Annotated in this window: 17 protein-coding genes and 4 pseudogenes; 17 read left to right on the top strand and 4 right to left on the bottom strand. The window is 73.1% G+C overall.

Annotation, left to right across the window (positions count from 1 at the left end):
• Nucleotides 1–175 (top strand): annotated as a pseudogene (locus tag ABD946_RS23080) (winged helix-turn-helix domain-containing protein); the annotation flags it as partial.
• A gap of 54 nt (nt 176–229) precedes the next feature.
• On the opposite strand, the pseudogene ABD946_RS23075 reads toward ABD946_RS23080, so the two are convergent.
• A pseudogene (locus ABD946_RS23075) lies at nt 230–1223 on the bottom strand (aldo/keto reductase).
• 73 nt (nt 1224–1296) lie between these two features.
• On the opposite strand from ABD946_RS23075, the gene ABD946_RS23070 reads away from it, so the two are divergent.
• The 3 genes and pseudogenes from ABD946_RS23070 to ABD946_RS42870 all read left to right on the top strand — a co-directional run.
• Complete coding sequence (locus tag ABD946_RS23070; RefSeq protein WP_345286558.1) at nt 1297–1869, top strand: group III truncated hemoglobin; 573 nt, start codon at nt 1297–1299, stop codon at nt 1867–1869.
• A 176-nt stretch (nt 1870–2045) separates the two neighbouring features.
• Nucleotides 2046–2612, top strand: a pseudogene (locus ABD946_RS42875) (AfsR/SARP family transcriptional regulator); the annotation flags it as partial.
• 308 nt (nt 2613–2920) lie between these two features.
• A pseudogene (locus ABD946_RS42870) lies at nt 2921–3364 on the top strand (ATP-binding protein); the annotation flags it as partial.
• A 163-nt stretch (nt 3365–3527) separates the two neighbouring features.
• Here ABD946_RS42870 and ABD946_RS23060 read toward each other — a convergent pair.
• On the bottom strand, nt 3528–4430 hold the full coding sequence (locus ABD946_RS23060) for a hypothetical protein (RefSeq protein WP_345286554.1): 903 nt from the start codon (nt 4428–4430) through the stop codon (nt 3528–3530).
• Here ABD946_RS23060 and ABD946_RS23055 point away from each other — a divergent pair.
• The 5 genes from ABD946_RS23055 to ABD946_RS23035 all read left to right on the top strand — a co-directional run bounded on the left by ABD946_RS23055 (nt 4396) and on the right by ABD946_RS23035 (nt 13226).
• Nucleotides 4396–5559, top strand: a complete 1164-nt coding sequence (locus ABD946_RS23055) for a hypothetical protein (RefSeq protein ID WP_345286552.1) — start codon at nt 4396–4398, stop codon at nt 5557–5559. The genes ABD946_RS23060 and ABD946_RS23055 overlap by 35 nt on opposite strands.
• A gap of 242 nt (nt 5560–5801) precedes the next feature.
• Nucleotides 5802–9680, top strand: a complete 3879-nt coding sequence (locus ABD946_RS23050; protein WP_345286550.1) for a Pls/PosA family non-ribosomal peptide synthetase — start codon at nt 5802–5804, stop codon at nt 9678–9680.
• Between the two features lie 31 nt (nt 9681–9711).
• Nucleotides 9712–11091 carry a M1 family metallopeptidase gene (locus ABD946_RS23045; protein ID WP_345286549.1) on the top strand — a complete coding sequence of 460 codons (1380 nt, stop codon included), beginning with the start codon at nt 9712–9714 and terminating at the stop codon, nt 11089–11091.
• 135 nt (nt 11092–11226) lie between these two features.
• Nucleotides 11227–12450 (top strand): hypothetical protein, encoded by a 1224-nt coding sequence (locus tag ABD946_RS23040; protein ID WP_345286547.1) that lies wholly within the window; start codon nt 11227–11229, stop codon nt 12448–12450.
• On the top strand, nt 12450–13226 hold the full coding sequence (locus tag ABD946_RS23035) for a type 1 glutamine amidotransferase (RefSeq protein WP_345286545.1): 777 nt from the start codon (nt 12450–12452) through the stop codon (nt 13224–13226). The genes ABD946_RS23040 and ABD946_RS23035 overlap by 1 nt, the downstream gene beginning before the upstream one ends.
• A gap of 49 nt (nt 13227–13275) precedes the next feature.
• Here the strand turns inward: ABD946_RS23035 and ABD946_RS23030 are convergent, their stop codons facing one another.
• Nucleotides 13276–15426 carry an MMPL family transporter gene (locus tag ABD946_RS23030; protein WP_345286543.1) on the bottom strand — a complete coding sequence of 717 codons (2151 nt, stop codon included), beginning with the start codon at nt 15424–15426 and terminating at the stop codon, nt 13276–13278.
• A gap of 201 nt (nt 15427–15627) precedes the next feature.
• Here ABD946_RS23030 and aspT (ABD946_RS23025) point away from each other — a divergent pair, with 201 nt between their 5' ends.
• The 4 genes from aspT (ABD946_RS23025) to ABD946_RS23010 all read left to right on the top strand — a co-directional run bounded on the left by aspT (ABD946_RS23025) (nt 15628) and on the right by ABD946_RS23010 (nt 21655).
• Nucleotides 15628–17301, top strand: coding sequence for an aspartate-alanine antiporter (gene aspT / locus ABD946_RS23025; protein ID WP_345286541.1), 1674 nt, complete (start codon nt 15628–15630; stop codon nt 17299–17301).
• 22 nt (nt 17302–17323) lie between these two features.
• Entirely contained in the window at nt 17324–19024 is a 1701-nt protein-coding gene (gene aspT / locus ABD946_RS23020; protein WP_345286539.1) for an aspartate-alanine antiporter, read from the top strand.
• A gap of 11 nt (nt 19025–19035) precedes the next feature.
• Nucleotides 19036–20685: a bifunctional aspartate transaminase/aspartate 4-decarboxylase gene (locus ABD946_RS23015; protein WP_345286537.1), complete on the top strand. Its 1650-nt coding sequence runs from the start codon at nt 19036–19038 to the stop codon at nt 20683–20685.
• A 106-nt stretch (nt 20686–20791) separates the two neighbouring features.
• The gene (locus tag ABD946_RS23010) at nt 20792–21655 is read left to right on the top strand and encodes a universal stress protein (RefSeq protein ID WP_345286535.1); all 864 of its coding nucleotides are present in this window, start codon (nt 20792–20794) and stop codon (nt 21653–21655) included.
• Nucleotides 21656–21690: 35 nt separating this feature from the next.
• On the opposite strand, the gene ABD946_RS23005 is transcribed toward ABD946_RS23010, so the two are convergent.
• Nucleotides 21691–22308, bottom strand: coding sequence for a TetR/AcrR family transcriptional regulator (locus ABD946_RS23005; protein WP_345286534.1), 618 nt, complete (start codon nt 22306–22308; stop codon nt 21691–21693).
• 131 nt (nt 22309–22439) lie between these two features.
• On the opposite strand from ABD946_RS23005, the gene ABD946_RS23000 reads away from it, so the two are divergent.
• The 4 genes from ABD946_RS23000 (at nt 22440) to ABD946_RS22985 (ending at nt 25308) form a co-directional block, all read left to right on the top strand.
• On the top strand, nt 22440–23243 hold the full coding sequence (locus tag ABD946_RS23000) for an SDR family NAD(P)-dependent oxidoreductase (protein WP_345286532.1): 804 nt from the start codon (nt 22440–22442) through the stop codon (nt 23241–23243).
• A 100-nt stretch (nt 23244–23343) separates the two neighbouring features.
• Nucleotides 23344–23970: a Pr6Pr family membrane protein gene (locus tag ABD946_RS22995; protein WP_345286530.1), complete on the top strand. Its 627-nt coding sequence runs from the start codon at nt 23344–23346 to the stop codon at nt 23968–23970.
• Nucleotides 23971–24004: 34 nt separating this feature from the next.
• Nucleotides 24005–24499 (top strand): SigE family RNA polymerase sigma factor, encoded by a 495-nt coding sequence (locus tag ABD946_RS22990; RefSeq protein WP_345286528.1) that lies wholly within the window; start codon nt 24005–24007, stop codon nt 24497–24499.
• Complete coding sequence (locus tag ABD946_RS22985; RefSeq protein WP_345286526.1) at nt 24496–25308, top strand: hypothetical protein; 813 nt, start codon at nt 24496–24498, stop codon at nt 25306–25308. Before ABD946_RS22990 ends, ABD946_RS22985 begins: the two co-directional genes overlap by 4 nt.
• Nucleotides 25309–25461: the final 153 nt, after the last annotated feature.

Genomic DNA, 25461 nt, shown 5'->3' with positions numbered 1-25461 from the left:
GCAACACGCCGTCGTACACACCTGGTCACCGCGGTCTGGGGCTACGGCCACGTCGGCGACGGCCGCACCGTGGGACGTCCACGTCGCCCGGCTGCGCCGCAAGCTCGGCGCGGCGCACCGCGACAGCATCGTCACCGTCCGCCGGGTCGGCTACAAGTACACCCCGGCGTCCTGATCCGGGGCGGTGCCGCCCGGGGGCTGCTTCCCGGGCGGCACCGCCTCCTTCCGCTCAGCGGGTCAGCGCGTCGATCTCCGCCAGCTCCTCGGCGGTGAGCGGCCCGGCCGCCAACGCGTCCAGGTTCTGGGTCGAGTTGGGCCACGCTGCTGGCTCCGATGATCACCGAGCAGACCCGCTCGTCCCCGCAGCACCCAGCTCAGCGCCAGCTGGGCCAGCGACTGCCCGCGCCGCTCGGCCACCTTGGCCAGCGCGCGCAGCTGCTCCAGCTTCGCCCCGGTCAGCGCCTCCTCCTTGAGGAAGTGCCCGACCGACATCCGCGAGCCCACCGGCACCTCGCCGGAGAGGTAGCGGTCCGTCAGCAGGCCCTGGGCCAGCGGGGAGTAGGCGATCAGGCTGGTCTGCGTCTCGCCGACGGCCTCCAGCACACCGTCCTCCACGCCCCGGTCCAGGATCGAGTACCGGGCCTGGTTCAGCAGCACCGGAGTGCCCAGCTCGCGCAGGATCGCCACCGCCTCCCGGTGCTGCTCCGCCGGGTAGTTGGAGATCGCCGCGTACAGCGCCCGGCCGGAGCGCACCGCCGTGTCCAGCGCCCCCATGGTCTCCTCCAGCGGAGTGGTGGGGTCGTAGCGGTGCGAGTAGAAGACGTCCACGTAGTCCAGGCCCATCCGGCCCAGCGACTGGTCCAGGCTGGCCAGCAGGTACTTCCGGCTGCCGCCGTCCCCGTACGGGCCGGGCCACATGTCGTACCCGGCCTTGGAGGCGATGAACAGCTCGTCCCGGTACGGGCGGAAGTCCTGCGCGTACAGCGTCCCGAAGTTCTTCTCGGCGCTGCCGTACGGCGGGCCGTAGTTGTTCGCCAGGTCGAAGTGGGTGACGCCCCGGTCGAAGGCGCGGCGCAGCACCGCGCGCTGCACCTCCAGCGGCTGGGTGTCGCCGAAGTTGTGCCAGAGGCCGAGCGACACGGCGGGGAGCAGCAGCACCCGCTCCGTCCGGCCCGGCGGTAGGTCATCGAGGAGTAGCGGTCAGCGGCGGGGAGGTAGGTCATGGCAGCATCCTGCCAGCTCAGGTCGGTGGGCGGGACCTATTACCCTGCCGCGTTCCGCGGCCCCGGCATAGCCTTGCGGCGTGGACCGCACCGACATCCGGACCGCGCCGATCTGGAGCTGCTGCTCCGCCGCTTCTACGGCGCGGCCTTCGCCGACCCGCTGATCGGCCCGTACTTCACCGCGCTGGCCGGCACCCGGCTGGAGCGGCACCTCCCGCACATCGCCGACTTCTGGGAGCGGGCCCTGCTCCGGACCGCCGAGTACCGCCGCGACGTCTTCGAACCGCACGCCGTCCTGCACGCCCAACAGCCCCTGACCGGCGAACACTTCGGCCGCTGGGTCCAGCTCTGGCAGGCACCGTCGACGGCCTGTACACCGGCCCGCGCGCGGAGCGGCCAAGGCCCAGGGCCAGCGGATCGCGGTCGCCCTGCTCAGACGTCTCTCCGGCGAGGACCCCGCCACGGGCGGGACGGGCGGCTTCGTCCCGCTCAGCGCGGTGCTGCTGCGCAGCGGGGCGGGATCGACCGGCTCCGCATCGGTGCGACCGACTCCGCACCGGTCCGGCACGAACGGTCGAACCGTTCGCCGACGAGACGTCTGCGGGCCTCCGGGGCTGATCGGGACCCTACGTCAGGGCGGGTTTAAGCTCGGGCGATGGAGCGGAACGCGGGGGCGGTGCGGGTCCGGGTGCTGGGGGCGCTCGGGGCCGAGGTGGACGGGCGGCCGGCTCGGCTGGGCGGTCCGCACCAGCGTGCCGTGCTGGGGCAACTGCTGGTCGTGGACGGTGCCGTGGTGCCCGCCGACCGCTTGGTGGAGGGTCTGTGGCAGGGGCGTCCGCCGGCCAAGGCGAGTGCCTCCTGCAGGCGTACGTGTCCAATCTGCGGCGGCTGCTGGAGCCCGGGCGCGGGCCGCGCGAGGCGGCCCGACTGCTGGTCAGTGAGGGCCCCGGGTACGCGCTGCGGCTGCCGCGCAGCAGTGGGGCGCTGGATGCCCGGGACTTCGAACGGTTGCTGGTCCGGGCCCGCGAGCTGCGGCGCCCCGGCCCGGCCCGGGAGGGCCTGGGGCTGTGGAGCGGAGAGGCGTACGGGGAGTTCGCGGACCGGCCGTGGGCCCTCGGGGAGGTCGCGCGACTCGGTGAACTACGGCTCTCGGCAAGGGAGTTGCTGATCGAGCTGGATTTGGAGCGAGGGGACTCGGCGGTGGCCGTGCCGCAGGCGCTGGCGCTCACCGAGGAGCACCCGTACCGGGAGGAGGGCTGGCGGCTGCTGGCCCTCGCCCTCTGGGCCGGGCACCGGCAGGCGGAGGCACTGGACGCCCTGCGGCGCGCCCGTACCCTCCTCGGCGAGGAGCTCGGCCTCGACCCGAGCCCGGCCCTGGCCGACCTGGAGTCGGCCGTCCTGCACCAGCACACCGAGCTGCTGCCGCCGCGAGCCAGAGGCCGGGTCCGACTCAACGGACCGACGGGGGAAGGTGGTTCGGCCGACGGAGGTGGGACGCCAGGCCCCGGCGACGGTGCCCGGCCCGGCGGCGTGCGGAGCGATGGCGGGGCGGGCCGGGAGACCGTGGCCGACGGCGTCCCGCTCCCGCGAACGGTCGGTACCGGCTTCGCGACCGCCGTCGCACCCCGGCCGACCCGACCGGCCACGGGCCTGCCCGGCTCCGCTGCCTCCCGTCCGGCCGGGACGCCGGGCCCCAGGTGGCGCCGGAGGCGGGTCGGAGGCGTCGGCGCGGTCCGGCTCCCCTTCTCGCCCGGTTCGGTGGTCCCGAGGTGTTCGTCGGGCGGGAGGACGAGCTGCGCACCGTGCGCGGGACGGCGGCCCAGGTGGCCGGGGGCGGCAGCGGGGTGGTGCTGGTCAGCGGTGAGGCGGGGCCGGGAAGAGCACGCTGCTGCACCGCCTGCGGGTCGAACTGGCCTCCGATGGATGGCTGGGTGGCGGCCGGGCGGTGTCCCGAGACGGAGGGGGCGCCGGCGGCCTGGCATGACGGAGGCGCTGCGGGCGCTGGCGGCCGCCAGTGCCCCGGGCCCGGCGTTCGCCGGTCTGCTGGCGCCGCTGCTGGAGACCGAGGGGCCGTCAGCCGCGCCGGGCCCGGAGGACGCCCTCGCCGGGCGGTTCCGGCTGCCACCGCGCGGTGGCCGACTGGCTGCGGACCGTCGCCACCGCCCCGCCCGGTGGTGCTGGTGCTGGACGACCTGCACGCCGTCCCGACCGGGAGACCAGGGCGCTGCTCGGTGAACTGGCCCACCGGCCCGGCCGTCCCCGGACTGCTGCTGATCCCTGCCCACCGCCCGGGGGAGGGCGAACTCACCCGAGACGCTGGGCCCAGTTGGCCCGCCTCTCGCCGCGCCGACTCCCGCTCAGCGGGCTGGGCCCCGGCCGAGGCCGGGCGGCTGGTGGAGGCGGTCTGCGCGGCCCCGGTCCGACCGGAGACGGTGGCCGCGCTGGCCGTAACGCACGGGTGGTAACCCGTTCTACCTCCGGGAGAGCGCCCGCCTGCTGGCCGCCGAGGGGGCGCTGGTCGCCGTCACCGAGGTGCCGCAGGGCGTCGGGGACGTACTGCGCCGCCGCTTCGACCGGCTGCCGCCGGAGACCCTGGAGGTGCTCCGGCTCGCGGCGGTGGTGGGCCGGGAGGCGGAGGTGGACGTCCTGCTGGCGGCCGTCGCCCAGCACGAGCCGCAGACCGTACGTCAGCACGCGGTGAGCGACATCCCGCAGTACGGGCCACTCACCGCCCCGCACCGGACCCAGGACGACGAGGACGGCCTGCACGCCGCCCTGGAGACCGCCCTGGGCGGAGGACTGCTGACCGAACCCGCCCCCGGCGTGGTCCGGTTCACCCACGCGCTGGTCCGCGACACGCTCTACGGCGACCTCACCCGCCTGCGCCGCTCCCGCCTGCACGGCCGCGTCGCCGAGGCGCTCCGCATCCGCCGCCCCACCCAACTCTCGGCCCTCGCCCACCACTTCGCCCACTCCGCGAGCCCGGCGACCGCCCACCTGGCGGTGGAGTACGCCGTCCGCGCCGCCGAGGCGGCCGAGCGCCGCTACGCCCACGAGACCTGCGCCGCCCTGCTCCGCCAGGCCGTCGAGCTGCTCGACCTCGTCCCCGCCGAGCTGGTGGACCATCAGGCCCGCCGGATCGAGCTGCTCGGCGCGCTGCTGCGGGCCCCAGGTGCGGGCGGGGGCGATCCGGGCCGCGCTGGCCACCCGGGCCTCCGCCATCCAGCAGGCGCGGGAGAGCGGACGGTTCGAGCTCTCCGTCGCCGCCTGGACCTCCTGGACCGAGCCGACCCCGTGGGTGGCCCATCCGTACGGCACGGTCGACCACGCCGCCGTCGAGGCCCTGAACGCGCTCCTCGCCCGCCCCGACCTGCCACCCGCCACCCGCTGCCACCTGCTCGACGCGCTCTCCTACGAGCTCGACTGCTCCGGCAGCCCGGAGGGTTGGGCGGCGGCCGCCGAGGCGGTGGCGATCGCCCGCCGGGAGGGCGATCCGGTGCTGCTGGCGCACGCCCTGGCCGCCCAGGCCCGGGTGCACGACTACGAGCTGCAGATCGAGCTGCGCACCTCGATCGCCGTCGAGCTGTCCGCGCTCGCCACCGAGCACGACCTGCCCGCCTACCGCTGGCTGGCCGAGCACCTGTGGTGCACCGCGGCCGCCGTCCGCAGCGACTTCGCCGGGGTGCGTGAGCACGCCCTCGCGGGGCTGCGGATCGCCGAGGCCTACCACCTCCCCGAACTGGTGGACGTGGGCCGCTGCCAGCTCGGCATGCTGGCGCTGATCGAGGGCCGGGAAGAGGAGGCCGACGCCCGCTTCCGGGCCGCCATCGCGGGCCTGTACTCCCGGGACTCGATCCACGCGGAGGGCTTCGACGCGCTCTACCGGCTCACTCGGGCCTTCCAACGCGGCATGCTGGTCGAGGAGTTGCCGCTGATCGAGCGCGGCGCCGAGCTCTACGGCCCGCTGGTGGAGGACATCCGGGCACTGGCCCTGCTGCAGGCGGGCCGCCCGGTGGAGGAGGTGCGGGCCACCCGGGTGGAACGGCGGCCGATCCCGCCGGACTACTACCGCTCCTTCTTCCTCACCCTGCGGGCGCTCGCCGTGATGGCCCTGGACGAGCGGGAGGAGGCGGCCGGGGTCTACGCCGACCTGCTGCCGCACCGCGGCATGGTGGCCGGGGCCGCCTCCACCTCCATCGCGCTGCGCCCGGTCTCGCTCACCCTCGCCGAGCTCGCCACCTACCTGGACGAACCGGAACAGGCGGCCGCGCACCGCCGGGAGGCCGAGGAACTGATCGCCCGGCTGCCGCGGCAGGGGGCCTCCCTGGCGCGCTGACCGGCCGCAGCATGAACGACGGACGAACTCGGCAGGAACTCCCGGACAACCGGATGTGCCGTCCGCCACAGGGCCCGGGCACGCCCCCGGGGTCGCTCCGGCGGGCTGCGGAGGGCCGGATCCCGCAGGTGGGAGGCATCGATCGGGTGCGTACTGACGGTGCGTCCGATCGGGGACGCACGGAGCCCGGAGGTGATCCACTCGACGGGCGCCGTCACCATGACGCATTAGCATCGTGTCACATGGCCGTGCTGACACAGGTGACGACACCGCAGGATGAGGGGACCGGGCCCACCGCCCGGTACGTGGCGGGGCCGGTTCCCGAGCCGCGCACCCTGCTCGACGTGCTGGCGGCGACCACCCGCGCGCACCCCAACGAGCCCGCCCTCGACGACGGCGGCGCCGTCCTGACCTACCGCGCGCTGGGCGCCGAGATCGAGTCCGTGCGGCGCCGGCTGGCCGCCGCCGGGATCGGCCGCGGCGACCGGGTCGGCATCCGGGTGCCCTCCGGCAGCAACGACCTCTACGTCTCCATCCTCGGCGTGCTCGCTGCCGGTGCCGCCTACGTCCCGGTGGACGCCGAGGACCCGGACGAGCGGGCCGAGCTGGTCTTCGGCGAGGCGGAGGCGGTCGGCGTGCTCGGCGCGGGCCGCGCGCTGGCCCTGACGGGCCGTCAGCCCGGCGGCCGCACCGGCGAGGTGCCCGCCACCGGCGACGACGCCTGGATCATCTTCACCTCCGGCTCCACCGGCAAGCCCAAGGGCGTCGCCGTCACCCACCTCAACGCGGCCGCCTTCGTGGACGCCGAGGCCGCGCTCTTCCTCCAGGAGGAGCCGATCGGCCCCGGCGACCGGGTGATGGCCGGGCTCTCGGTCGCCTTCGACGCCTCCTGCGAGGAGATGTGGCTGGCCTGGCGGCACGGCGCCTGCCTGGTGCCGGTGCCCCGCTCCCAGGTGCGCGGCGGCGCGGACCTCGGCCCCTGGCTGGCCGAGCAGGAGATCACCGTGGTCTCCACCGTCCCGACCCTGGCCGCGCTCTGGCCGGCCGAGGCTCTGAACGAAGTGCGGCTGCTGATCTTCGGCGGTGAGGCCTGCCCGCCCGAGCTGGTGCAGCGCCTGGTCACCGAGGGCCGCGAGGTGTGGAACACCTACGGTCCGACCGAGGCCACCGTGGTGGCCTGCGCGGCGCTGCTGGACGGCGAGGGCCCGGTCAGGATCGGCCTGCCGCTCCAGGGCTGGGACTTGGTGGTGGTCGGCCCCGACGGACAGCCCGTGAAGATGGGCGAGACCGGTGAGCTGGTGATCGGCGGCGTCGGCCTGGCCCGCTATCTGGACCCGGCCAAGGACGCGGAGAAGTACGCGCCGCTGGAGTCGCTCGGCTGGGAGCGCGCCTACCGCTCCGGCGACGTGGTGCAGGCCGAGCCCGAGGGCCTGCTCTTCCTCGGGCGCGGCGACGAGCAGATCAAGCTCGGCGGCCGCCGGATCGAGCTCGGCGAGGTGGACGCGGCGCTCCAGGCGCTGCCCGGGGTGGCCGGCGCGGCCGCCGCCGTGCGCACCGCCAAGGGCGGCAACCAGCTGCTGGTCGGCTACCTGGTCACCCAGGAGGGCTTCGACCGGGCGGCCGCCGTGGAGCGCCTGCGGGCCGAACTCCCGGCCGCCCTGGTCCCGTTGCTCGCCCCCGTCGACTCCCTCCCCACCCGGACCTCCGGCAAGGTGGACCGCAACGCGCTGCCCTGGCCGCTCGCCGACCTCGAACCGGCGGGCCCCGTCGAGCAGTTGTACGGCACCGAGGCCTGGCTCGCCGAGCAGTGGGAGGAGATCCTCGGCGTACCGGTCGGCAGCGCCCGGGAGGACTTCTTCGCCATCGGCGGCGGCAGCCTGGCCGCCGCCCGGCTGACCACCCTGCTGCGCGAGCGCTACCCCTCGGTGGCCGTGGTCGACCTCTACCAGTACCCGACCCTGCGCAAGCTCGCCCGCCACCTGGAGCAGAGCGGCCAGGGCGACGGGAAGCAGCGCGAGATCGCGCCCGTCCCGGCCCGCGCCAAGCTGCTCCAACTCCTGCTACTGGTCCCGCTGTTCACCCTGACCGGTCTGCGCTGGGCGACCGGCCTGCTGGCGCTGGGCAACGTCCTGGCCTGGTTCGGCGACTACCCGTGGGCGCCCACCGCCTCCTGGTGGCCGATCGGCGCGGCCGCCGTCCTGCTGTTCAGCCCGCCCGGCCGCCTCGCCCTCGCGGCCGGCGGCGCCCGGCTGCTGCTGCGCGGCGTCGGCCCCGGCCGCTACCCGCGCGGCGGCTCGGTGCACCTGCGGCTGTGGACCGCCGAACGCCTCGCCGAGGTCAGCGGCGCCACCTCGCTCTCCGGCTCCTGGCTGGTCCGCTACGGCCGGGCGCTCGGCGCCAAGATCGGCGAGGACGTCGACCTGCACTCGCTGCCGCCCGTCACCGGCCTGCTCAAGCTCGGCCGCGGCGCCGCCGTCGAGGCCGAGGTCGACCTCTCCGGGTACTGGCTGGACGGCGACCGGCTGGAGATCGGCGCCGTCAAGGTCGGCGCCGGCGCCGTGGTCGGCACCCGCTCGACCCTGCTGCCCGGCGCCAAGGTCGGCAAGGGCGCCCAGGTCGCCCCCGGCTCCGGCGTCACCGGCCAGGTCCCCACCGGCCAGCGCTGGGCCGGCGCACCCGCCGTCAAGCTCGGCAAGGCCGAGCGCAACTGGCCCAAGCAGCGCCCGCCGCGCAAGCCGCTCTGGTCCGCCCTGTACGGGATCAGCGGCCTCGGCCTCACCCTGCTCCCCGTCCTCCCGCTGGCCGCCGCGCTGCTGGTGACGGGTCAGTTCGTCCACCCCGGCGACGGCCTCCAGGACGCGCTCACCGGCGCCCTGCTCGCCCTCGTCCCGGCCACCCTGGCCTACGGCCTGGTGCACGCCGGGCTGCTGCTGGCCGCCGTCCGCCTGCTCTCGCTCGGGCTGGAGCCGGGCGTCCACCCGCTGCACGGCCGGATCGCCTGGCAGGCCTGGACGGTCAGTCAGCTGATGGACCAGGCGCGGGAGATCTTCTTCCCGCTCTACGCCGGGCTGATCACCCCGGTCTGGCTGCGCGCGCTCGGCATGAGCATCGGCGCCCGGGCCGAGGTCTCCACCGTGCTCGCCCTGCCCAGCCTGACCACCGTCGGCGACGGCGCCTTCCTCGCCGACGACACCCTGATCGCCCCGTACGAGCTGGGCGGCGGCTGGCTGAAGATCGGCCAGGCCGAGATCGGCAAGCGCGCCTTCCTCGGCAACTCCGGGATGACCGCCCCCGGCCGCGCTGTCCCCGACCGGGGCCTGGTCGGCGTGCTCTCGGCCACCCCGAAGAAGGCCAAGAAGGGCAGCTCCTACCTGGGCATGCCGCCGGTCAGGCTGCCCCGCTCGGCCGACCAGGCCGACCAGAGCCTCACCTACGACCCGCCGGCCCGGCTGCTCTGGGCCCGCGGTCTGGTCGAGGTCTGCCGCTTCGTCCCCGTGGTCGCCTCCACCGGCCTGCTGGTGCTGGTGCTGGCCGCGCTGGCCGGACTGGCCGGGGCGCTGCCGCTCTGGGCCGTCGCACTGCTCTCCGGCCCGGTGCTGATCGGCGCCGGACTGCTCGCCTGCCTGGTCTCGGCGGCCGCCAAGTGGCTGCTGGTCGGCCGCTTCAAGGCGGTCGAGCACCCGCTCTGGAGCGGCTTCGTCTGGCGCAACGAGCTGGCCGACACCTTCGTCGAGGTGCTCGCCGTGCCCTGGCTGGTCGGCGCCGTCCCCGGCACCCCGGTGCTCAACCTCTGGCTGCGCTCGCTCGGCGCCAAGGTCGGCCGCGGCGTCTGGTGCGAGAGCTACTGGCTGCCCGAGGCCGACCTGGTCACCCTCGGGGACGGGGCCACCATCAACCGCGGCTGCGTGGTGCAGACCCACCTCTTCCACGACCGGATCATGCGCATGGATACTGTGGTCCTCCACGAGGGGGCCACCCTGGGCCCGGGCGGCATCGTGCTGCCCGGCAGCTCGGTGGGCGCGCGCAGCACCCTGGGCCCGGCCTCGCTCGTGATGCGGGCCGAGTCGGTGCCGGCGGACACCCGCTGGCTGGGCAATCCGATCGAGGCCTGGCAGTCCTGACGGTCCGTCTGGAGCAGGAGCGTACGAAGCGTTGAGTCCCAAGCAGGCGCCGGCCACCGGTGTCGACCCGTACTTCCCTGAGCACGGGGACCCGCGCTACCGGGTGCACCGCTACGAGCTGACGCTCGACTACCGGCCCGGGCCGAACCGCCTCGGCGGCTCGGCCCGGATCCTCGCGGTGGCCGGCGGCTCGGCACTGGCCGAGTTCGCGCTCGACCTGGCCGACTTCCGGATCGGCCGGGTGCTGGTGGACGGCAAGGCCGCCCGCTACACCCACCGGGGCGGCAAGCTCCGCATCCGCCCGGCCAAGGCGCCGGCGGCCGGAGCCGCGTTCACCGTCGAGGTGCACTACACCGGCAACCCCAAGCCCGTGCGCAGCCCCTGGGGCGGGCTCGGCTGGGAGGAGCTGGAGGAGGGCGCCCTGGTGGCCAGCCAGCCCATCGGCGCCTCCTCCTGGTACCCGTGCAACGACCGGCCCGCCGACAAGGCGAGCTACCTGATCTCGATCACCACCGCCTCCCCCTTCACCGTGGTGGCGACGGGGCGGCTGCTGGCCCGCACCAGCCGCTCCTCCTCCACCACCTGGGTCTACGAGCAGGCCGCCCCGACCTCCAGCTACCTGGTCTCGGTCTCGGTCGGCCTCTACGAGACGGTCCGGCTGGTGGAGGGCGGCGACCCGGGCGAGACCCGCCGCTCGGTCCCGCAGACCGCGTACCTGCCGCCGCGGCTGCTGCCCGAGTTCGGCACCGACTTCGGGCGCCAGACCCGGATGATGCATCTCTTCGAGGAGCTCTTCGGCCCCTACCCCTTCGGCGAGTACGCGGTGGTGGTCGCCGACGAGGAACTCGACGTCCCGGTCGAGGCCCAGGGCCTGGCCACCTTCGGCCGCAACCACCTCGGCGGGCAGCGCGGCTCCGAACGCCTGGTCGCGCACGAGCTGGCCCACCAGTGGTTCGGCAACAGCGTCACCATCGCCGACTGGCGCCACATCTGGCTGAACGAGGGCTTCGCCAAGTACGCCGAGTGGCTCTGGGCCGAGCACTCCGGCGGCCGCAGCGCCGCGGCCCACGCCGCCTCCGCCCACGCCCTCCTCGCCGGCCAACCCCAGGACCTGGTCCTCGGCGACCCCGGCCGCCGCCTGATGTTCGACGACCGCCTCTACCAACGCGGCGGCCTCGTCCTGCACGCCCTGCGCGCCGCCGTCGGCGACCAGCCCTTCTTCCGCCTCGTCCAGGACTGGGCCGTCCTCAACCGCCACGGCGTCGTCTCCACCCCCGACTTCCTGGCCCACGCCGACCGCTACGCGGCAACCCCCCTCGACACCCTCTTCGACACCTGGCTCCGCCGCCCCGAACTCCCGCCCCTGCCCGCCCTCCCGCCCCCGCGGCCGCTCCACCCGCCCCTGACGTAGCCTCAGCGACGGCCTGTAGGGCCGGAAGCTGCGATCGACCATGAGGTGGGTACTGCCTTGCGACCGGCCCCTGCCCTGGGCCTCGTGCACGCGGTAACCTGCGAGCGGGGATGTCCGAGCGGCCGGGGGGCTCTTGTGGACAGCTACGAACCTGTTCAAGACGCGGGTGGGGCACTGAACGGGGTGGCCGTCCCGCGCGCCCGCGCCGAGTCCGGATCTAGGTCGGGGCACCGACACGAGGTCGACTTCTGCGGTGATGCTCTGCTGATGCTGACAGGGCCCTACTTTCCCGGGGGCGTGGCGTTTGCGGACCGTCCGGGCTTCGTGGTTCCTGCGGACGGCGAAGTCGATCCGGAAGGGCGCTTCACCGTGGTGGAGCGATCCCTTGACCAGTTCCTGAGGGGCTCTCTCACCTACGGGAACCCACCGGTGAACCTGCTCACGCACCTCGCGGGCTCTGACCCGTTCCGGGCGAGGCTGACGGCGATCGTGCAGGAGGCGACGCGGCTTCCCGTGGAGCTGAACGTTGGCAGCGTCCTGTTTCCGGACGGCTACGGATCAGTGGCGGTGCACATGCGGATCGCCGACGGGTGGTCCGTTCAGTGGAGGGAACGGCTTGTCGACACCTTCGGTCCCAAGGGCCGCGACGCGGTCTCGGCGCGCATCCGGGACGAGTTGTTACCTGCGCTCGCCGCAGTGTCCGACCGGTGCCGGCAGGGGCCGCCGCGTCCGACCGTCCTGCCCTACTTCAACCTCACGTATGCGGGGAGCACCACACACCCACAGCCGGGCAGGGCCAAACTGTCGGACACTCTGCGGCTTCTCATCTACCCCCGCTCCGCACAGCCGATTCCGTCCGAATCGACCTGGCTGGAAGAGTTCTTCTACCCCGGGTACGCCTTCTCCCTCCTGGCATCGCGGGACCCGAGGGAGACCCTCGGCCAATTCGAGCACCTGTTGGGTCAGTTGAACGTGCACTATGCCCGGCTGGAGCACTCCGCCAACGCGGCGGAGCGAATCGTCCGGGAGGCGGTGCTGGAGGAGGACCCCGAACTGCTCATCAGGTTGGAACGCCGCCTGCGCGCCGACTATCAAGCGTTGGTGAGACCCACATTCAGCTACGACTTCCACGTCCTCAAGATGCGTGACAGCGTACTCAGGGCATGGGAGACCGAGAAGGTGCGCGAGCGCACGGACACCCTGCTCGAAATGGCCCGGCACACGGTCGAGCGAAAGCTCGAGCACGACCAGATGCGCCGCGTCAAGCGAGTCAACCGGGCAGTGACGCTGGTGGCTATCCTGAGCTTCGTCCAGTGCGTGGACGCGGCGGCCAACCTTTGGTCGAGGCTCTTCGATTAGTGGAGACCAGCATGCCGGTAGATGTACAGATCTGTGTCGCGGACGGGCTGATCTACGAGGGCCTCGACTACGCCGACCGGATCGAGCAGCGACTGACCAGAGCAGGCCTGACCTGCGGTCGGCTGGATCTGCAAACTGATCTGGCCGGGGAGGCCGCACACCGGCCCCGCCCGGCGCTGGCGTACGTGTTCACCGGCGGACAGACGTCGGTGCACTCGGACGCCGCCTGGATGCGTCGGACCATCGAGCTGATGCGGACGCTCATCGCGGAGGCGCACGGGATGCACGGTGGTGCCGGAGGCGATGGCCCCGGTCCTGTGGTGATCGGCGTGTGCCTCGGCTCGCAGTTGATCGCAGAAGCCCTGCGTTCGGACTCGATCATCGACACCTCAGGAATCGAGGTCGGCCTGACGGCGGTCACCCGTGTCGGCGCGAGTGATCGCCGTACCGGAGGTGATGAAGGGATCGGGTTCGTGCCGTCGTTCCACTACCAGGCGATCAGTCCTCGGATTGAGGAAGTCGACGGGGTGTGCATCGAGTACGGAAATGGTCACACCTCGGTTCAGGCGTTGAGCTACGGCGAGAGGGTTTTCGGATGCCAGTTCCATCCCGAGCTGACCGCCGATGACATGCGCCGCCTGATCGACTTCAACAAGGACGTCATCACCAGGTGGAACGGGGACGCGGCGGCCGCGCGCTGGTCGGTCGAGGAGTACCAGGACAAGCTGAGTGACGATCTCTTCGATCGCTTGGTGATCGACCGCATCAGGGTCTGAGAGGGAGGCCGGGCCCGCACCCCCGTGGCGGGCCCGGCCTGACGGGCGGTCAGACGGAGACGGGCTCGCGGGGGGTGGGGGCGGGCTGGTCGGTGCCGTGCTCGATGTTGAGTTGGGGGAGGAGGCGGTCGAGCCAGCGGGGGAGCCACCAGTTGGCGCGGCCGAGGAGGGTCATGGTGGCGGGGACCAGGACGAGGCGGACGACGGTGGCGTCGACCAGGACGGCGGCGGCCATGCCGACGCCCATCATCTTTACGGTGACGTCCGGGTCGAGGGCGAAGCCGATGAAGACGGCGACCATGATGGCGGCGGCGCTGGTGATGACCCGGCCGGTGGCGGAGAGGCCGCGGACGACGCTGCCGTGCGGGTCCTTGGTGAGCAGCCAGTCCTCGCGGACGCGGGCCAGCAGGAAGACCTCGTAGTCCATCGAGAGCCCGAACAGCACGGTGAACATCAGGATCGGCACCCAGCTGGAGACCGGCACCGCGTGCGGCAGCCCGAGCAGCTCCGCGCCGAAGTCGGTCTGGAAGACGGCGGTGGTGACGCCGTACGCAGCGGCCACCGAGAGCAGGTTCATCGCGGCGGCCTTGACCGCCAGCACCGGGGCGCGGAACAGCAGGGTGAGCAGGATCAGCGAGAGCGCCACCACGAAGGGCACCACCACCCACAGGCGCGAGGCCAGCCGGTCGGAGATGTCGGCGAAGGAGGCGACCACGCCGGTGGCCTCGGCACCGGCCGGGAGGACGCCGCCGCGCAGGCGGTCGAGGAGCTCCTTGGTCTTGACGTCCTGCGGTCCGGTGGTCGGCCGGACGGTGAGGACGGCGGCGTCGCCGGCCCGGTTGACCACCGCCGGGGTGACGGCGGCGACGCCCGGGGTGGAGGACAACTTGCCGGTCAGGGCTGGGAGTTCGGCGGAGGGCAGGGTGCGCAGGTCGACGGCGATGACCAGCGGGCCGTTGGCTCCGGGGCCGAAGGCGGCCGCGGTCAGGTCGTAGGCCTGGCGCGTGGTGTGGTCGGCGGCCTGGCTGCCGGCGTCCTGCGGCCAGGTGCGCATGCCGAGCACCGGTGCGGCCAGCGCGAGCAGGACGACCAGCGAGGCGAGCGCCCCGGTCAGCGGGCGGCGGCCGATCAGCCGGGCCCAGCGTTCGGTGCGGGTGGGGGCGGAGGAGCCGGCGCGGGGAGCCGCCGCGCCCGCCGCGAGGCCGAGCCGTTCGGCCTTTCGGAGCAGCCGGTGCCCGGCCATCGCGCACAGGGTGGGTACGAGGGTGAGCGAGGCCAGCATCACGGCGCCTACCACCACGAAGGTGGCGTAGCCGAAGGAGGAGTAGACGGAGAGCCCGGCCAGCCGCAGGCCGAGCAGCGAGACCAGGACGGTGGCACCGGCGATCACCACCGAGGACCCGGCGGTGGCGGTGGCCTCGGCGGCCGCCTCCCGGGGCGTCAGGCCCCGTCGCAGGCCCTCGACGTGACGGCTCACCAGGAGCAGCGCGTAGTCGATGCCGACGCCCAGGCCGACCATGGTGGCCACGGTCGGGGCGGTGGCGCTGATGTCGGTGACGGCGGCCAGCAGGGTGGTGAGCGCGGTGCCGAGGCCGAGCCCGGCGAGGGCGACCAGCAGCGGGAGCCCGGCCGAGACCAGGGTGCCGAGGGCCACCACCAGGATGATCAGCGCGGCCACCACGCCGACCATTTCGGCGGTGCCGTCGGGGGCGGAGAAGTTCTCCGGCAGCTGGCCGCCGAAGGCGACCTGGAGTCCGGCGGCCTCGGTGGGGGCGGCGGCGGAGCGCAGCGCGTCCAGCCCCTCGGAGCCCTTGAAGTCGGTGACGGGGACGGAGTAGTCGACCTGGATCAGGGCGGTGGCGCCGTCGCCGGAGAGCACCGGGGCCGCGGCCGAGGCGGCGTGCGGGAGGGCGGCCAGCCGTCCGCGCAGCTCGGCCAGCGGCTGCTCGGATATCCGCTGCCCGCCCGGGTCGTGGACGACCACCCGGGCGCCGGCGCCGGAGAGCTCGGGGAAGCGTTCGCGCAGCAGGTCGGCGCCGGCGGTGGAGCGGGTGCCGGGCACCCGGTAGTCCTCGCGCGGCTCGCCGCCGAGGGTGCCGGCCAGGGTGAGGGCGAGGGCCAGCAGGAGGAGCCAGCCGAGCAGGGTGCGCCAGGGCCTGGCGGCGGCGGAGCCGCCGAGGCGGCCGAGGAGTGAGGACATCGCGGTTGCCTTCCGGCGGAGTATCGGTCAGGGCCAGCCTGGGGCGCGCGACTTGGAGCTCACTTGGGGTGGTTCGTGGCCGTCCTCCAAGTGACTGGTCCGAACGGAGTGTCAGGAACGGACATAAGCTGACAATTAGGATCTAATCGCTCTCATGATCCGACCTTGGTCTGAACCCCCGTCAGAACGGGGGTGCCGGAGTTGAGCCTGCTCCGGGAGAACGCCGTCCTCGCGCTCTTCGCCTGTCTGGCCCTCGGCTACCTGATCGGCAAGCTGAGGGTCGGCCCGATCCAGCTCGGCGGGATCTGCGGCACCCTGATCGTCTCGATGCTGATCGGCGCCCAGAAGGTCTCCGTCAACGCCGACGTGAAGAACGTGGCCTTCGCGCTCTTCATCTTCTCGCTCGGCTACATGGCCGGCCCGCAGTTCGTCGCCAACCTCAACGCCAAGGGCCTGCGCTTCGGCGTGCTCTCGGTGCTGGAGGCGGGCGTGGTCATCCTGATGGCGCTCGGCTTCGCCACCGGCTTCGACCTGGACGTCGGCACCGCCTCCGGCATCCTGGCCGGGGCCGCGACCGAGTCCGCCGTGGTCGGCACCGCCCAGGAGGCCATCTCCAAGCTGACCGGGATCACCCCGGACCAGTCCCAGGAGCTGCAGGCGCACGTGGCCACCGCGTACTCGGTCTGCTACCTCTTCGGCCTGGTCACCATCGTCATGCTGACCAGCCAGATCTTCCCGATGCTGATGCGGATCAACCTGGCCGACGCCAGCCGCGAGATCTGGGAGCGGATGCGCGGCGGCGACGCCGGGCTGGAGGCCGGGGAGCAGGCCGCGCTGCCGGCCCTGGTCGGCCGCACCTACCTGGTCTCGCAGGGCGAGGGCAGCAAGGTCGGCGACTTCGAGGCGGCCGAGCGGCAGCTGGTCTCGATCGAGGGCGTCAAGCGCGGCGACCAGGTGCTGACCGTCGAGCCCGGCCTGCTGCTGAAGCGCGGGGACCGGGTCCTGGTGGTCGGCACCCGGGAGGCCGTGATGGACGCCGGGCACGAGCTCGGCCCGGAGACCTCCGGGGTGCCCGGCCTGGACAGTCCGCTGGCCGTCCGGGACGTGGTGGTCACCCGCAAGGAGCTCAACGGCCGGACCGTGGACCAGCTCCGGGCCGCCGAACCGGAGGCGGTCGGCGGAGTGTTCCTGACCAGCGTCCAGCGGGTCGACCACAACCTGCCGGCCGTCGGCGAGACCGAGCTGCACCAGGGCGACACGCTGACCGTGGTCGGCGCCCGCGCCAAGGTGGAGAAGTTCGCCGCCAAGGTCGGCGCGACGGTCCGTCAGGACACCGCCGACTACATCTACATCAGCCTCGGCATCTGCCTCGGCGTGCTGCTCGGCGAGGTCACCATCCACGCCGGGGACGTCAACCTCGCCCTGGGCACCGGTGGCGGCTGCCTGATCGCCGGCCTGTTCTTCGGCTGGCTGCGCGCCCAGCGCCCGACCTTCGGCGCCTACCCGCCGGTGGCCGCGCAGACCGCCAAGGACCTGGGCCTGGCCATCTTCATCGCCGTCACCGGCATGGCGGCCGGCCCGGACGCCGGCCCGCTGCTCAAGCAGTACCCGGTGCTGCTCCCGGCCGCCGGGATCCTGATGGTGCTGGTCCCGGCCTTCCTGTCGTTCTTCGTCGGCCGCAAGCTGCTGAAGATCGAGAAGCCGATCCTGATCGGCGCCATCGCCGGCCAACAGTGCTCCACCCCCGCGATCACGGCGGTGAGCAACGTCGCGCAGAGCAGCGTGCCGATGCTCGGCTACACGATCACCTACACCATCTCGAACTTCCTGCTACCGCTCACCGGCCCCGTGCTGGTCGGCATCATCGGCCTCTGACGAAGGAGCGCGAGGGACCACGATGGACTGGATCACCGACCACGTCTTCAAACCGTACCCAGAGCTGCTGATCTTCCTGACCATCGCCATCGGCTTCCTGGTCGGCAAGATCCGCTACAAGGCCATCGGGCTGGGCGCCGTGACGGGCTGTCTGATCGCCGGGCTGTTCACCGGCTGGGTGACCGAGGTCAGCGTCAACGGCACGGTGAAGTCGGTGTTCTTCATCATGTTCCTGTTCGCGCTGGGCTACAAGGTCGGCCCGCAGTTCTTCCGCGGGCTGAAGAAGGACGGCCTGCCGCAGGTCTCGGTGGCGGTGGTGGTCTGCGTCACCGGCCTGCTGGTCTGCTGGGCCTTCGACGAGATGCTCGGCTACGGCCCGGGCCTGGGCGCCGGCCTGCTGGGCGGCGCGCTCACCCAGTCCGCGGTGATCGGCGTCGCCCAGGACGCCATCGCCAACATCCAGGGCCTGACGCCGGACCAGATCACCGCCGAGCAGAACCTGGTGCCGGTCGGTTACGCCGTCACCTACCCGCTCGGCACCATCCTGTGCGCGGTGCTGCTGGCCAACATCGCGCCCCGGCTGCTGAAGAGCAACCTGGCCGAGGACTCCCGGCAGCTGGCCATCGAGCTGGACGCCCCCGAGTCCAACCCCGACCTGGCCGAGGGCTACTACGAGGTCGTGCTGCGCGCCTTCACCGTCGCCGGGAACGGCCTGGTGGGCCGGACCATCGACGACATCGAGGCCCAGCAGAAGGAGCAGGGCCGCCGGATCTACATCACCCGGGTGCGGCGGGACGGCGAGATCCTCGACCACACCCAGCAGACCGTCATCCAGCAGGGCGACTCGATCGCGGTCTCCGCGCTCCGGCACGACCTCGTCGACTTCGACCCCGTCCGGCACATCGGCCCGGAGACGGACGACGCGGGCCTGCTCAGCTACCAGACCGAGCACCTGCACGTGGTTGCCGCCAACAAGGAGCACCTCGGCAAGACCGTCGCCCAGCTGCGCCGCGAGCCCTTCATGGTCGGCGTCTTCGTGGACAGGATCTACCGGTCCGGCTCGGAGTTCCCGTACCGGCTCTCCACCGAGCTGGAGCGCGGCGACACCCTGGTGCTCACCGGCCCCAAGCGGCTGGTCGACCCGGCCACCGCGGCGATCGGCAAGCCGGTGCCGACCAGCTTCGCCACCGACATGATCTGGGTCGGCCTGGGCATCTTCCTCGGCGGCTGCATCGGCATCCCGGCGCTCACCGCCGGCGGCGTGCCGATCTCGCTCTCCACCTCCGGCGGTGCCCTGATCATGGGTCTGGTCTTCGGCTGGATCCGCGGCCGCTACCCCACCTACGGCAACGTGCCGCCCGGCGCCCAGTGGTTCATGGACACCTTCGGCCTGTGCGCCTTCGTCGCCATCGTCGGCATCAACGCCGGGCCGAGCTTCAGCAGCGGTCTCTCCCAGGCGGGTTGGGGCCTGCTGGTCTGGGGCGCGGTGGCCACCGTGATCCCGCTGATCGTCGGCGTCCTGGTCGGCCACTTCGTCTTCAAGATCCGCACCCCGATCCTGATGGGCGTGGTGGCCGGTGCGCAGACCACCACGGCCGCCATCGGCGCCATCAACGAAGAGTCCAAGTCCCAGATCCCGACGCTCGGTTACACCATCCCGTACGCGGCAGGCAACGTCCTGCTGACCATCTGGGGCGCCATCATCGTCGCCCTGCTCGGCTAGGAGAGAGTCACGTGAGCAAGCCTTCGATCAGCCGCGAGGAGATCCAGCGGCTGTCCAAGCTGAGCCCGTTCGAGCTGAAGGGCGAGTTCATGCGGCTCGCCCAGGCCTACCAGGCCGACCAGCCGGGCCAGAAGGACAAGTCCACCTCGCACATGCTCAACGCCGGGCGCGGGAACCCGAACTGGATCGCCACCGGCCCGCGCGAGGCGTACCTGGCGCTCGGTCACTTCGCGCTCTCCGAGAGCCGCCGGGTGTGGACCGCCGACAACCTCGGCGGGATGCCGGAGAAGCACGGCATCGCCGAGCGCTACGACCGCTTCGCCCGCTCGCACCCCGAGCTGCCGGGCATCGAGATGCTCACCGCCTCGATCGGCCTGGCCGTGGACCGTTTCGGGCTGGACCGGGAGGCGTTCATCCACGAGCTGGCCGACTCCCAGGTCGGCGACAACTACCCGGTGCCGGACCGGATGCTGGTCAACGCCGAGCAGATCGTCCGCGGCTACCTGCACCAGGAGCTGATGCAGAACAAGCAGCCGGCCGACCAGCTCGACCTGTTCGCCACCGAGGGCGGCACGGCCGCGATGTGCTACATCTTCGACTCGCTGATGAAGAACGGGATCCTGAAGAAGGGCGACAAGATCGCCCTGATGGTCCCGGTCTTCACCCCGTACATCGAGATCGCCGAACTCGACACCTTCGACTTCGACGTGGTGAAGGTCGAGGCCTCCAACTTCGCCGAGACCGGTGTGCGCGGCTGGCGCTACCCGACCGAGGAGGTGGCCAAGCTGGAGGACCCGGCGGTCAAGCTGGTCTGCCTGGTCAACCCCTCCAACCCGCCCTCGCTGGCCCTCTCCCAGCGGGTCGCCGACCAGATCAAGCAGATCGTGGCGACCAAGAACCCCAACCTGCTGATCGTCACCGACGACGTCTACGGCACTTTCGTCAACGGCTTCCGCACCATCGCCGCCGACCTGCCGCGCAACTCCCTGCTGGTGTACTCCTACTCCAAGCACTACGGCTGCACCGGCCACCGCCTCGGTGTGATCGGCCTGCACCGGGACAACGTCATCGACGAGATGCTCGCCAAGCTCCCGGCCGAGGAGAAGGCCCGCCTCGCCAAGCGGTACGGCACCCTCACCCTGGAGCCGGAGAAGATCCGCTTCATCGACCGCCTGGTCGCCGACTCCCGGCAGGTGGCGCTCAACCACACCGCCGGGCTCTCGCTGCCGCAGCAGGTGCAGATGACGCTCTTCTCGCTCTTCGACCTGCTCCCCGAGGGCCAGGCGTACAAGGAGAAGGTCCAGGCGATCGTCCACCAGCGCCTCGCCCTGCTGCTGGAGGGCTCCGAGATGAAGATCGCGGAGGACCCGGGCCGGGCCGGGTACTACATCGAGCTGGACCTCCAGGCGGAGGCCGAGCGGGTCGCCGGGCCGGAGTTCGCCGAGTTCCTGCTGAAGAACTACGAACCCACCGAGCCGCTGTTCCGCCTCGCCGAGCAGACCGGCGTCGTCCTCCTCAACGGCGGCGGCTTCGACGGCCCCGAGTGGTCCGTCCGGGTCTCCCTGGCCAACCTCGACGACCTCGACTACCTGAAGATCGGCCACCACCTCCGGCAGATCTTCCTCGACTACCGCACCGAGTGGGAGCAGTCCAAGGCCTGACCGCCGCACCGCTCCGGGGAGCCCCCGCCGTCCCGACGGCGGGGGCTCCGCGCGCTCTCGGGGCGCATGCTGGAGGCAGGGGCAGCGGACCCCTCCGGAGGCGGCCATGGAGATCAGACCCCCAGCGGGCGTGGTGGTCGGGGTGGACGGCTCGGCGCACGCCGCGGCCGCCGCGGAGTGGGCGGCCCTGGAGGCGGAGCGGCGGCAGTGCTCGCTGCACCTGGTGCACGCGGTCGAGACCGGCACCATCACCGTCCCGCCCCGCTCCGGCGCCGCCCTCACCGACCTGATCCTGAAGAACGGGCAGGAGGTGCTGGACCTGGCGCTCGCCGAGCTGGGCGCCGCCCATCCGTCGCTGCGGCCGACCGGCGACGTGGTGCCCAAGGACCCGGCCGCCGCCGTGGTGACCGCCGCCGAGCACGCCGAGCTGGCCGTGGTCGGCACCCGGGGCCACGGCGGCTTCGCCTCGCTGCTGCTCGGCTCGGTCAGCCTGCGGGTCTGCGCGCACGCCGGCTGCCCCGTGGTGGTGGTCCGGGGCCGCGCGGGGGACGGGCACCAGGTGTTGGTCGCGGTCCGCGAGGAGCGGGACGCCGAGGCGGTCCGGTTCGCCGCCCGGGAGGCGGAGCTGGCCGGGCTCCCGCTCCGGGTGCTGCACGTCTGGTCCCCGGTGGTGGCCGACGTGACCAACGCCGCCCCGATGCTGGACGAGCTCGGCGAGGAGTCCGACCTGCACCGCCAGCTGCTGCACCGCACGGTGGACCCGGTCCGCACCGAGTTCCCCGGGCTCGACCTGGAGGCCGAGGACTTCTCCGGCCCTGCGGCCGCCACCCTGGTGGACGCCTCCGCGGAGGCCGCCCTGGTGGTGATGCCCCGTCACGCCCCGGCCCCGCGGCTGGGCCTGCGCCTGAGCACGGCCGCGCACGCCGTCCTGCACCACGCCCACTGCCCGGTGGCGATCGTGCCGGTGTGACGGGGCCTCAGGAACGGAACCCCGGCAACAGGGCCTCAGGACCAGAGCCGCAGTCCGGCGGTCAGTTCGCGGACGCAGCGGGCGGCCAGTTCGGCGGCCTGCTCGGGCGGGGTGTCCTCGGCGGCCCAGGTCTCGGTGGCGACCCGCATGGCGGTGTTGGCGGCGGCGGCCGCCAGGCGTAGTTCGAGCGGGTCGGTGCCGGGCGCCGCCAGGGTGGTCAGGACGGGGACCAGGGCGAGTTCCGACTCGTGGTGGACGCGGTGCCAGACCGCCAGCAGGTCGGGCTCGGCCGGGGCCTGGCGGAGCAGGCCGCGGACCCAGCCGAGCACCTCGGGCGGGAACTCGGGGGAGGGCGCCATGGCTTGCCGGGCGGACCGTTCCAGCGCCTGGGGGAGCGTCAACTCCGGCGGACTCAGGGCCAGTTCGCTGATCCAGTGCCGGACGCCGCCGGCCAGCAGCGGGGCGACGGCGTCCTCCTTGGTGCGGAAGTAGCGGTAGAAGGTGCGCAGCGAGACCCCGGCCGCCCGGGCGATGGCCTCGGCGGTGCAGCCGGCCGCGCCGTGCTCGGCGAACAGCCGGGCGGCCGCGAGGGCGATCTCCTGCTGGGTGGCGGCCTTGCGGCGCTCGGTGAGGGAAGGGCGGTGGTCGGACACCCTCCGAGTCTAGTCGGTCACCGTGCACGACCGGCCGAAATGGCATGGAGTGCGTTGTTGGCACAACGTGCCATCCAGGCGTACCGTGAAGTCGAAGTCCGAGATCCGGCACAACCCCGCAGGAGAGCACCATGAACCGCTTCGATGGCCGCCGCGTACTGATCACCGGCGCCGGTTCGGGCATCGGCCAGGCCACCGTCCGCCGCGTCCTGGCCGAGGGCGGCACCGTGGTCGGCGCCGACATCGCCGAGCCCGGCCTGGCCGCCACCCGCGAGCTGGCCGAGGCCGACGGCACCGCCGACCGCCTCACCACGCTCACCGTGGACATCGGCGACGAGGCCTCCGTCATCGAGGGTGTCGCCCGGGCCACCGGCCTGCTGGGCGGCCTCGACGTGCTGGTCAACGCGGCCGGCATCCTGCGCTCCGAGCACACCGACCGCACCGGCCTCGACCTGTGGAACACGGTGCTCCGGGTCAACCTCACCGGCACCTTCCTGATGACCCGTGAGGCGCTGCCCGAGCTGCTGGCCTCCGGCCGCGGCGTGGTGGTCAACTTCAGCTCCACCTCGGCCACCTTCGCCCACCCGTACATGTCCGCCTACGCCGCCAGCAAGGGCGGGGTGCAGTCCTTCACCCACGCCATCGCCGTCGAGTACGCCAAGCAGGGCCTGCGCGCCGTCTCGGTCGCCCCCGGCTCGATCAGCAGCGGCATGACCGACGCCTCGGGCAGCAGCGGTCAGAACCGCGGCCCCGGCCTGCCCGCCGACGCCGACATGTCGCTCTACGCCAAGCTCACCCCCGCACTGCAGTCCGGCAACGCGTACAACTTCGCCGGGCCCGAGACGGTGGCCGGCGTGATCGCCATGCTGGCCTCCGACGACGGCGCCTTCGTCACCGGCACCGAGGTCCGGGTGGACGGCGGCACCCACGCCTGACCCGGCCGGCGGAGCACCCGACACACCGGCTCGGGCTGCCGCCCGATCCACCGTCACGCCCGTGATGATGAGAACCGTCCCGAGCGAGAGGCGGTGCCCCGTGCCGGAGCGGGTGCTCAACGGACTGCGGCTGGCCTTCGGCCTGCTGACGGTCACCGCCCTGGGTTTCCAGCTGTACCGGCTGGGCGTCCAGGGCGGTTCCGTCGGCAACTTCTTCAGCTACTTCACCATCCTCAGCAACGTGCTGGGGGCGGCGGTGTTCCTGGTCGGCGGCGTGCGTGGACTGCGCGGGGGGAGGCCGGTGCCCGACCTGCTGCGCGGGGCCGCCACGCTCTACCTGACCATCACCGGCCTGGTCTACCTGGTCGCCCTCCAGGGCCTGGGCCTCGGTCTCACCCTGCCTTGGGTCAACGACGTGCTGCACCGGATCATGCCGCTGGTGGTCCTGGCAGACTGGCTGGCCGCCCCGCCGCGCCGCCCGATCGAGTACCACCGGGCCCTGCGCTGGCTGCTCTTCCCGCTGCTCTACCTGCCCTACACGCTGATCCGCGGCCGCATCACCGACTGGTACCCGTACCCCTTCCTCGACCCCGGCCGTCACGGCGGCTACGCACGGGTCGCGGTCGCCTCGGCGATGATCACCGTCGCGTTCCTGGGGATCGGTGCCCTGCTGGTGGTGATCGGCAACCGGCTCGGCGCCCGCGCGCGATCCGGTCGTACGAGCTGACAACCTTTCACCGGCCCCACCGCGTCTGTCCGTCGTGAGTCGAGAATCCGAGGACGCCGCCTACGCGGCATTCGTCGAGGCCGCCTGGCACCGGCACCTGCGCACCGCGACGCTGATCACCGGCGACCGGCACCGCGCCGAGGAGCTGCTCCAGGACTGCCTGGTCAAGCTGTACGTCCGCTGGCGCCGCGCCGCCACCGACGACCCGCACGCCTACCTGCGGCGGATGCTGGTGAACGGCAACGTCAGTTGGTGGCGCCGCCGGCGCCGCGAACTGCTCACCGACGCGCCCCCGGACGCCGCCGCCCCGGTGCGGCCCCCGGAGGAGACCGAGGAGCTTCGCCGGGCGCTGCTCGAACTGCCCGAGGGCCAACGGACGGTGGTGGTGCTGCGCCACGTCGAGGACCTGTCGGAGAAGGACACCGCCGCCGCGCTGGGCTGTTCGGTCGGCACCGTGAAGAGCCAGAACGCCCGGGCGATGGCCCGGCTGCGGACCACCCTGCGGGATCACCAGGAGGCCACCCGATGAGCGTGCACGACGAGGAGCGGGTGGTCGAGGAACGGGTGGCCGAGGGCCTGCGGGAACTGGCGGCCCGTCAGGAGGTCAGCGGGCCGGTGCCGGTGGCCGAGCTGCTGCACCGGGGCCGCCGCGGCCGCCGGCTGCGCACCGCCACCCGGGTGGCCGCGGCGGCGGTCGGCGTCGGCGCGGTGCTCACCGTGGCGGTCGCCCTGCTGCCGGCCCCGGCGGCGACCGGGCCGGGCCTCCCGGCGCTCCCGGCGGTGTCGCCGAGCGCGGTGGCGACGCCGAGCCCGGCCGCGAGCTCCCCGGCACCGCTGCCGACCACGGGGCCGGAGCTGCTGGAGGCGCTCCGCACCCGGATCCCGGCCGGGTTGAGTACCGGCACCCCGTGGGTGCCGCAGCAGTCGTCCTACCAGAAGTACGTCGGCTTCCAGCTCCGGGCCGGCACCGCCACCGGCAACCTCCGGGTCGACGTCAGCCGTCCGACCACCGGTCCGCTCCGTGCGGCCCCCTGCGCGATGGCGAACTGCACCGACACCGACCTGCCCGGCGGCGCGCAGCTGCAGCTCTACCTGCCCGCGCCGGCCGCGGGCGGCGAGCAGGACTGGCGGGCCACCGTGCGCCGCCCCGACGGCACCATGGTGACCGTCAGCTCCGGGAACATCCCCGGCCCCGGCGAGGGCCCCGGGGTCCACCGGAACGCCCCGCTGCTGACGGGCCCGCAGCTGACCGAACTGGCCGTCGACCCGCTCTGGCACCAGGTGGCCCTGACCCTGACCCAGCGACCGGACCGCCCGACCCCGCCGGCGAACCCCTAGCGGACGCCGTCCGCCCGGAACAGCCGCCCGGAGTCCGGGTGGACGGCGGTGGCGGCGGTGGTGATCCACAGGTTGCCGGAGCCGTCGAAGGCGCAGGCGGTGGCGCGGGGGACGGGGACCTCGACGGTGGCCAGCAGGGTGCCGGTGGGGGAG

This window comes from Kitasatospora albolonga, assembly GCF_039535905.1.
GTDB classification, from domain to species: Bacteria; Actinomycetota; Actinomycetes; order Streptomycetales; family Streptomycetaceae; genus Kitasatospora; species Kitasatospora albolonga.
Note: the sequence above shows the minus strand (reverse complement) of the source record. Positions and strands in the feature narration are given on the sequence as shown.